The following is an 8,331-nucleotide window of genomic DNA, read 5'->3' as shown; positions in this document are numbered from 1 at the left end:
GAGCGATTGTGGGGCTACGCCCGTACAGAGGTCGTCGGTCGCCAGGTCAATATGCTGGTGCCACCCGATGTGCGCGCCGATCTCGAAGGGGTCATTGCGCTGAAAGCAGCGTTGCCGACGCATGCACCCGTAAAAGGCCGGCGTGAATTCCGCATCAGCCGAAAGGACGGCAGCGAGGCCTGGGGTGCGTTCTCGATCTCGCGCGTCGATTACGGCGGCAAGACGCTCTACATCAATTTCGTGCGCGACGTCAGCGATGAGATCCGGCGCCGCGAGCAGAATGCGCTGATGGCGCTTGTCGCCGAAAAGACCGATCGCGTCGTCATGGTGACGGATCGCGATCTGCACATCAACTATGTCAACCAGGCCTTCACCGATCTGTTCGGATATTCGTTGGAGGAAGCCATCGGTCGGCACCCGCAGCATCTTCTGACCGGCGAATATACCGATAGCAAAACGATCGAGCGTCTCCACGCCACGATCGAAGCTGAGGGGCATGGGCAGGAGGATCTGCTCACTTACGACAAGGATGGCGAAGAGATCTGGATCTCGACCACCGTCAATGCCCATCGCGATGACAATGGCGAGGTGAAGAATCTGGTGGCCATCCTCGTGGACATCACCGAGAGCAAGCAGATTCACTCGCTGCAGCACCTCACGCTCGAACATCTCGCCAACGACATGCCGGTGTTGGATGTCATCGGCGATCTCTGCCGTCGTGTCGAGGCGATCGCGCCCGATGTCGTCTGTTCGGTGCTCCATGTTGATCCCGCGGGCCTGTTGCATCCGCTCGGCGGCGATCGTTTGCCTGCAGGCTTCTCGAAGTCGATCGATGGCCTCATGCTTGGTCCCGATGTCGGCTGTTGCGGCGCCGCGGCATTCAGCGGCGAACCAGTCTTTTCTCCTGATATTGCGACAGACCCCAAGTGGCTGCCGTATAATGAGTTGCTGCTGAAGGCTGGCTTGCAGGCGTGCTGGTCGACGCCGATCAAGGCGAGGGACGGGCGTGTCATCGGCGCGATAGGTTTCTATTTTCGCGAGTCGCGGACGCCGACGCGCTGGCATCAGACGATCGTCGACAACTGCGTGCATCTCTGTGCACTGGCGATCGAACGCCATGAAGCACGCAGCGAGATCGCGCGCCTCGCTTATTTCGATGCTCTGACGGGCTTGCCGAACCGTGCCCAACTGCACCAGCTCATGACCAGGCATATCGAGGCTGCAGGCGCCGGCGACAAGATCGCGGTCATGTTCCTCGATCTTGATCACTTCAAGGATATCAACGACACGCTCGGCCATTCGGTCGGCGACGACCTTCTGGTCAGCGTCACCAAACGTCTGTGCAAGCATATTCGTCCCGGTGACACGATCAGTCGCCAGGGCGGCGACGAATTCGTCGTCGTCTTGCCGAACTGCCAGGTCGAAGACGCTGCCGCCGTGGCCTGTCGATTGCTGGATTCGCTGGTTCAGCCGGTCCAGCTCCATGCCAGGACGGTGCCTGTTTCGGCCAGTATCGGCGTCAGTATCTATCCGGACAATGCCGGCGATATCGATGGTCTGCTCAAGCATGCCGATGCCGCCATGTATCAGGCCAAGCTCGCGGGGCGCTCCACCTATCGCTTCTTCAGCGCCGATATGAACCGCGTCACCGAAGAACGGCTCGCTTTCAGTATCGCGCTTCGCAATGCCATCGTTCACGGCGTGCTGCGTCTGCATTATCAGCCGCAGCTGCGTACGGATGGCAGCGTCTATGGTGTCGAGGCGCTGGCGCGCTGGCGCGATCCCGTACTCGGCGAGGTGTCGCCCTCGAAATTCATTCCGCTTGCGGAAGAATACGGTCTCATCGAGCTGATCGGCATGTGGTCGTTGCGCGAAGCTTGCCGACAGCTCGCCGCCTGGCGTCGAGCGGGGCTCGCGGTACCTTGCGTATCGGTCAATATGTCGCCGATCAATTTCCAGAACGGCGAGCTTGCAGGCCGTGTCGGTGAAATCCTCGCAGAGAACGAATTAACGCCCGACATGCTGATGCTCGAAGTGACCGAAGGGGTCGTCATGAGCGAGCATTCCATGGCCATCGATACCATGGAAAAAATCCGGCAACTCGGCGTGCGGCTCTCCATGGATGATTTCGGAACCGGCTATTCGAGCCTCAGCCGGCTCGCCGATCTGCCGGTGCGCGAGCTCAAGATCGATCGCAGTTTCATGCGCGACATCGAGAGCCAGGCGAGCGCGCTCGCGATCACCCGTGCCATCGTCCGCGTCGGTCAGAGCCTCGACATGATCGTGGTCGCCGAAGGCGTCGAGACCGAAGGCCAGCGCAAGCTGCTCATTGAGCTCGGCTGCGATGTCACCCAGGGGTTTGTGCACGCACCGGCGCTGTCGGTTCCTGATTTCGAGCGCTGGCTCGCACAGCATCAGGCAACGCGCGATGCGCGTCCCTTGCTCGGTGTTGTCTCGAATCGCGCATCCTAGCGCTTGTCGAGCATCTCCCGCACCTTGCCGCCAAGTGCGGCCTGGGTGAGCGGCTTCTGAAGCAGCGACACGCCGGGATCGAGGCGCCCCTGATGCACGATGGCGTTTCGTGAATAGCCCGTCATGTACAGGACTTTCAGGCCGGGCAGGCGCTTCACCATCTCGTCGGCAAGCAGTCGCCCATTCATGCCAGGCATCACGATGTCGGTGAGCAGAAGGTCAAACGGCTCGGGGTCCTCCGCGAAGTCGCGTATTGCGGCATCGGCATTGGATGCGGCGCGAACCTGATAGTTCAGGCCTTCGAGCGTTTCGACCAGATATGATCTCACATCGGGATCGTCCTCGACGACCATGATGACCTCGTCGCCCTTGCTGCCCACGACCGGATGCTGATCATCCGCCGTATAGTCGGGCTGGCGCGCGTTACGTGGCAGATAGATCTTGATCGTCGTGCCTTCGCCGACCTCGCTGTAGATCTTCACATGCCCGCCGGACTGTTTGACGAAACCATAGACCTGGCTCAGGCCGAGGCCCGTTCCTTGTCCCGGTTCTTTTGTCGTGAAGAACGGATCGAAGGCCCGGTCCTGCACGTCTTTCGGCATGCCGGGTCCGTCATCGGTGACGGAGATCAGGACATATTGTCCGACGGTGATGTCCGATTGCAGGGCGTAAGCTTCGTCGATGAAGGCATTGCTGGTTGCGATGGTCAGTTTGCCATTGCTGGCCATGGCATCGCGTGCATTGACGACGAGATTGAGGATCGCGGCTTCCATCTGGCTCGGATCGACCTCGACCTGCCACAGGCCGGCTCCGCCGACGATCTCGAGATGGATGTTTTCGCTCAGCGTGCGCTGGAAGAATTCCGACATGCCTTGCAGCAGGCCATTCACATTCACGACCTTCGGGTCGAGCGGCTGCCGTCTTGCAAAAGCGAGCAGTCGTTGCGTCAGCACCACGGCGCGTTGCGAGCCGCTGGCGGCGCTGCGGATCACGCGCTTGAGGCGGTCGCGGGATGCCTCGGTCCACTGCGTGACGCTCTGCTCGGCGATTTCCAGGTTGCCGCTGATGATGGTCAGCAGATTGTTGAAGTCGTGGGCGACGCCGCCGGTGAGCTGGCCGATCGCCTCCATTTTCTGCGTGTGACGCAGGAGGTCTTCTGCCTCGCGGCGATGGCGGCTTTCTTCCAGCAGAGCCAGTTCGGTTTCGCGCAGCTGGGCAGGGGAGGGAATCGCCAGCAGTTTTGGCAGCAACGGCCATAGGATCACTGCGGTGACCACCGATGCGATGGCGGTCATCGCCTTGAGAAGACCTTCGAGACCATAGGCAGGCACCCACAAGGTGTAGATCGACATCACATGGGTCAGGCCGCAGGCCATGATGAACAGCGCGAAGGCCCAGAACACCCAGCCGAATTCGACGTCACGTCGCTTCGAGACGAAGATCGTGAGCGCGACGGGGATCGAGAAATAGGCCGCTGCGATCAGCGCGTCTGCGCCGACATGGAGCCAGATCAGGCCGGGATCCCAGAGCAGGCAGATGCCATGGGGCGCGAACATGGAACTGTCGAGAAAACGTTGCAGCGATGCCCACATCGATTGCCCCCACCCGAAGCTGGTATGTCGCAACCAGCGTGGCCGGGCCGTGGCAGAGCGTCAAGCGCTAACGCGCTATAATACACGTCATGCGTGTCTTGAAGACTGCAGATTGGCAAGCATGTCGATCAGCTGATGCTGCCGATAAGGCTTGGGAATGAACTGGCCGCCGTTCGGCAGGTCGCTTTCGCTGACTTTGAAATGACCGGATGTCGCGACGATGCGCACCGGTGGCCAGCGATTGGCGACAGCGTGCGCGAGCGCCAATCCATCCATCGAGCCGGGCATGTCGATATCGGTAAAGATCAGGCGAATCTCGCTGTGCTCTTCCAGGATACGGATGGCATCGTCGGCATTCGGCGCCTCGATCGCCCGGAAGCCCGCTTCCTCGATCATATCGACGGCGTTCATACGCAGCAGAGGATCGTCCTCGACCACAAGGACAACAGGCGTTTCTTGTGAGGTGGCTGTCGTCATCGGCTCTTCCGTATCGAGTCCGGGCGCAAGCAGGGCGTTAGGAGTGCGATGGGTGGAAAAAGCCATGATTCAAAAGGTATCTTGCATATGAATGGACGGTACGCACAGCGCACTGCAACCGAACGCTGCAGTTGTCATAAGAGCCAGATCGCCTTTTCGTTCCGCAAAAAGAAACGCGTCCGACGAAGCGCCGCGGTCAGGTCGGGGCTCGGCCCTTGTCGGCGCTGTCCCGCATCACCTTGAAGACGCCATGGGCGGTGGCGACCACGTGATTGTCGCCGACCGAGACCTCGGTCGTCATGAAAATCAGGCTTTTGGTGGTGCGCACCGCGCGCGGGCGGGACACGATCAGGTCGCCGATCCGGGCCGCATCGACGAAATAGGTATCCATCTGCACCGTGGCGAGGGCTTCGGCGCCGGACGCCGCGCGGGCGCCCATGCCGCAGCTGCGATCGGCGAGGGTCATGACGGCGCCGCCCTGCACCACGCCGCGGCGATTGCGGTGCTTTTCCTGGCCGAGGATCGCGAATTCATGTGCGCCATCCACTTCCCGATGCCACATCGGGCCGACCAGCTGGATGAAGCCGTCATCGTGCATGACGGTCCAACCGGCGGCTTCGAGGTCGGCGTCAGTCATGCGAATTCCCCGTGACGGTATCAGAGTGGCGCGATTGCTCGCTTGCCGCGATTTCTACAAAAGCGGCAGGGCGCGCACCAGAGGCCGCAGGGCGGCACAGCTCTGCGACAAAGCTAAAGGAGTCAGGCCTTGTTGCGCGACGCCAGCGCATCCGCGACGGCGGTGCGGATATCGGCGACGGAAAATGGCTTTGTGACAACGTCATGCACGATGGCATTGAGCCCGGTCGCGCGTTCGCGCTGGTCGGCATAGCCGGTCATCAGCAGGATCGTAAGGTCCGGAAAATCACGCGCGGCGGCGAGCGCCAAGGCGATGCCGTCCATGATCGGCATCTTGATGTCGGTCAGCAGGAGGTCGAAGCGGCCTTCCTGTTCGGTAAGGATTTCAAGCGCTTCGGCGCCGTCCTCGGCGGTGACGATCTCATGGCCGTCCATGCCGATGGCGCGCCCGACCAGCAGGCGCAGGGGCTCCTCGTCATCGGCGATCAGGATACGCGACATAGCTATTCCTCAAACTTACGCGCCGGCGACGTCGCGCTTGTTGAAGAAGCGCACGTCGATGCTGCGGCCTTCCGCCGGCGGCGACGCCAGGCGGGACTTGAACCATGTCTTATCACCGGGATTGAGGCCCGGCTGCTCCAGAACGGCGCTCCAGGCATAGATTTCGGTGCCTTTCTCGTCGCGCACCACAAAACGTAGACGCGGCATCGCTGTCGGCACGCGGGTCTCGGAGACGACATAGCCCTCGATCAGCATCACCGGCTTGCCGTCGACGGTCTCGGTGGTGACCTTGACGTCCTTGAAAGCGAGGCCGCGGATATTCACGTCGAGGCCGAAAACGTCATAGAAAGCAGCGGTTTGCGGCATCAGGCGGACGATATCGACGCGCCAGATCAGAAGTGCCATCGTAAATGCCGCCATTGCGGCTGTTGCGACGGGCAAAATGTGCGATCTGTTGAGGCCGCGTTGCGGCAGTCTTGGGGCAAACTTGCGAAGCTTGCTCGGGCGCGCGCGCAGGCTGCCGAGCACCGGTTCGGCCTCGTCGCGGGCCGCGATGGTCCAGTCGGTGTCCTCGGTGCGCAATTGGACCTTGGGTTCCGCCGGCCAGTCGGCCGAGATCGAGGGGCTCTCGACCACGGGAACATCGGGTTCCCGCGCCTCATCCTCGGAGACGCCCCAGGCGGCGAGATCGTCATCCGGCTCGGGCTGGTTGGCCGCCATCGCCGGCTTGGGCGCGGCGAGGTTCTCCGGCTTGGCGAGCCAGGTTTCCTTGCAGCGCGCGCAGCGGACGGTGCGGCCGCCTTCGCCGAAGCCGGCCGGATTGACGGCGTAGGACGTCGTGCAATGGGGACAGACGATATGCATGGTGCCGAGTGCCGATGACATGTGGCGCAAGCTACAAGACGACCGTTAACGAATCGGAAACCATAACGGCCGCACAAGCAAATGACCGATATCTTGCGCCTGAAGTGAACCCGTCGAACGGAGCTGCACGTGGTCCGGTTCGAAAATGTAGGCCTGCGATACGGGCTTGGTCCGGAAATTTTGCGCGATCTGAATTTCCAGATCCCCGCGCATTCCTTTCAGTTCCTGACCGGCCCCTCTGGCGCCGGCAAGACGTCCTTGCTGCGCCTGCTATTCCTGTCGCTGCGGCCGACGCGCGGGCTGGTGAATCTGTTCGGCCAGGATATCTCGCTGCTGGCGAAGGACGAGATCGCCGATCTGCGCAAGCGCATCGGCATCGTGCTGCAGGATTTTCGCCTGCTCGATCACATGACGACTTACGAGAATGTCGCGCTACCGTTTCGCGTGATGGGCCGCGACGAATCCAGCTATCGCCGCGAAGTCATTGATCTCCTGAAATGGGTCGGCCTCGGCGAGCGCATGGATGCGCTGCCGCCGATTCTGTCCGGCGGTGAGAAGCAGCGTGCTGCGATTGCGCGCGCGGTGATCGCGCGGCCGCAATTGCTGCTCGCGGACGAGCCGACCGGTAACGTCGATCCCACGCTGGGCCGCCGCCTGCTGCGGCTGTTCATCGAACTCAACAAATCCGGCACCGCCGTGATCATCGCCACCCATGACATCACCCTGATGGACCAATACGACGCGCGTCGCATGGTGCTGCATCAGGGCCGGCTGCATATATATGAATAGGCTGAAGGCGTGAGCAGGATCGGCGACGAGCATGGACCGCTGATGGATCTCGGGCAGGAGCGCCCGCAGGTCCCGGCGAAGGCGCGCAATGCGTCGCCCATCGTGCCGAGCGGCCAGATCGCCGGCCGCGCGCTGGTCGCGGTCGTTGCGATCATGACGTTCCTCGCCTCGATCACATCCGGTGCGGTGCTGCTGATCAGCGCCTCGGCGTCGGAATGGCAATCGGAAGTCGCGAGCGAAATCACGATTCAGGTGAAGCCGATTGCTGGGCGCAATCTCGAACGCGATGCGCAGGCGGTGTCGGATGCGGTGCGCGGCCAGCCCGGCATTGTCGAAGTGCAGCCCTATACGAAGGAGCAATCGGCACAGTTGCTGGAGCCGTGGCTCGGCACGGGCCTGTCGCTCGATGAGCTGCCGGTGCCGCGCGTCATCGTCGCGCGCGTCACGCCAGGGACAGCGTTGGACATCGTGGGCCTGCGTGCGCGTGTTGCGCAAATCACGCCGAGCGCGAGCGTGGACGATCACCGCGCCTGGGTGGAGCGCATGCGCTCCATGACCTCGGCCGTGGTACTGGCGGGGCTTGGCATCCTTGCACTCGTCATCGTCGCCACCATTATATCGGTGTCGTTTGCCACGCGCGGCGCCATGGCGGCGAACAAGCCGATCGTCGAGGTGCTGCATTTTGTCGGTGCCGGCGATCGCTACATCGCCAATCGTTTCTTCCGCCACTTCCTGCGGCTCGGTTTGCAGGGCGGCGTGATCGGCGGCGGTGTCGCGATGCTGATGTTCGGCTTTTCGGAATCGATTGCTAGCTGGTTCTCCGGCACGCCGGTGGGCGACCAGTTCGCAGCACTGCTCGGCACCTTCTCGCTGCGGCCGTCGGGCTATCTGATCCTGGCCGCGCAGGCGCTGGTGATTGCGGCGATCACCGCTGCTGCATCGCGGCGCACGCTGTTTGCGACGCTCAATGATATCGACTGATATTGAAGCGACGCGCGGA

Annotated in this window: 8 protein-coding genes; 3 read left to right on the top strand and 5 right to left on the bottom strand. The window is 62.1% G+C overall.

The features are described from left to right. Positions 1 to 2,472: EAL domain-containing protein (locus tag ACIQ2A_RS24615; RefSeq protein WP_398484446.1), on the top strand; the 2,472-nt coding region annotated here is incomplete at its 5' end. On the opposite strand, the gene ACIQ2A_RS24610 is transcribed toward ACIQ2A_RS24615, so the two are convergent. The 5 genes from ACIQ2A_RS24610 to ACIQ2A_RS24590 all read right to left on the bottom strand — a co-directional run bounded on the left by ACIQ2A_RS24610 (position 2,469) and on the right by ACIQ2A_RS24590 (position 6,542). Further along, entirely contained in the window at positions 2,469 to 4,028 is a 1,560-nt protein-coding gene (locus ACIQ2A_RS24610; RefSeq protein WP_398484444.1) for an ATP-binding protein, read from the bottom strand. The two genes, ACIQ2A_RS24615 and ACIQ2A_RS24610, sit on opposite strands and share 4 nt — an antisense overlap. 123 nt (positions 4,029 to 4,151) lie before the next feature. Then, positions 4,152 to 4,541, bottom strand: coding sequence for a response regulator (locus ACIQ2A_RS24605; RefSeq protein ID WP_398484442.1), 390 nt, complete (start codon positions 4,539 to 4,541; stop codon positions 4,152 to 4,154). A 196-nt stretch (positions 4,542 to 4,737) separates the two neighbouring features. Then, a complete protein-coding gene (locus ACIQ2A_RS24600) occupies positions 4,738 to 5,178 on the bottom strand; it encodes a PaaI family thioesterase (protein WP_398484440.1) in 441 nt (146 codons plus the stop codon). A 122-nt stretch (positions 5,179 to 5,300) separates the two neighbouring features. Beyond that, positions 5,301 to 5,678, bottom strand: coding sequence for a response regulator (locus ACIQ2A_RS24595; protein ID WP_398484438.1), 378 nt, complete (start codon positions 5,676 to 5,678; stop codon positions 5,301 to 5,303). Between the two features lie 15 nt (positions 5,679 to 5,693). Next, a complete protein-coding gene (locus tag ACIQ2A_RS24590; protein WP_398484448.1) occupies positions 5,694 to 6,542 on the bottom strand; it encodes an MJ0042-type zinc finger domain-containing protein in 849 nt (282 codons plus the stop codon). 129 nt (positions 6,543 to 6,671) lie between these two features. Here ACIQ2A_RS24590 and ftsE point away from each other — a divergent pair, with 129 nt between their 5' ends. Beyond that, positions 6,672 to 7,331, top strand: coding sequence for a cell division ATP-binding protein FtsE (ftsE, locus tag ACIQ2A_RS24585; RefSeq protein ID WP_398484436.1), 660 nt, complete (start codon positions 6,672 to 6,674; stop codon positions 7,329 to 7,331). Between the two features lie 9 nt (positions 7,332 to 7,340). Continuing rightward, a complete protein-coding gene (locus ACIQ2A_RS24580) occupies positions 7,341 to 8,312 on the top strand; it encodes a cell division protein FtsX (protein ID WP_398484434.1) in 972 nt (323 codons plus the stop codon). Positions 8,313 to 8,331: the final 19 nt, after the last annotated feature.

Origin of the sequence: Tardiphaga sp. (genome assembly GCF_044336785.1) — a bacterium.
Lineage (GTDB): Bacteria > Pseudomonadota > Alphaproteobacteria > Rhizobiales > Xanthobacteraceae > Tardiphaga.
The sequence above is the reverse complement of the archived record's forward strand: the minus strand, read 5'-3'. Positions and strand labels throughout refer to the sequence as shown.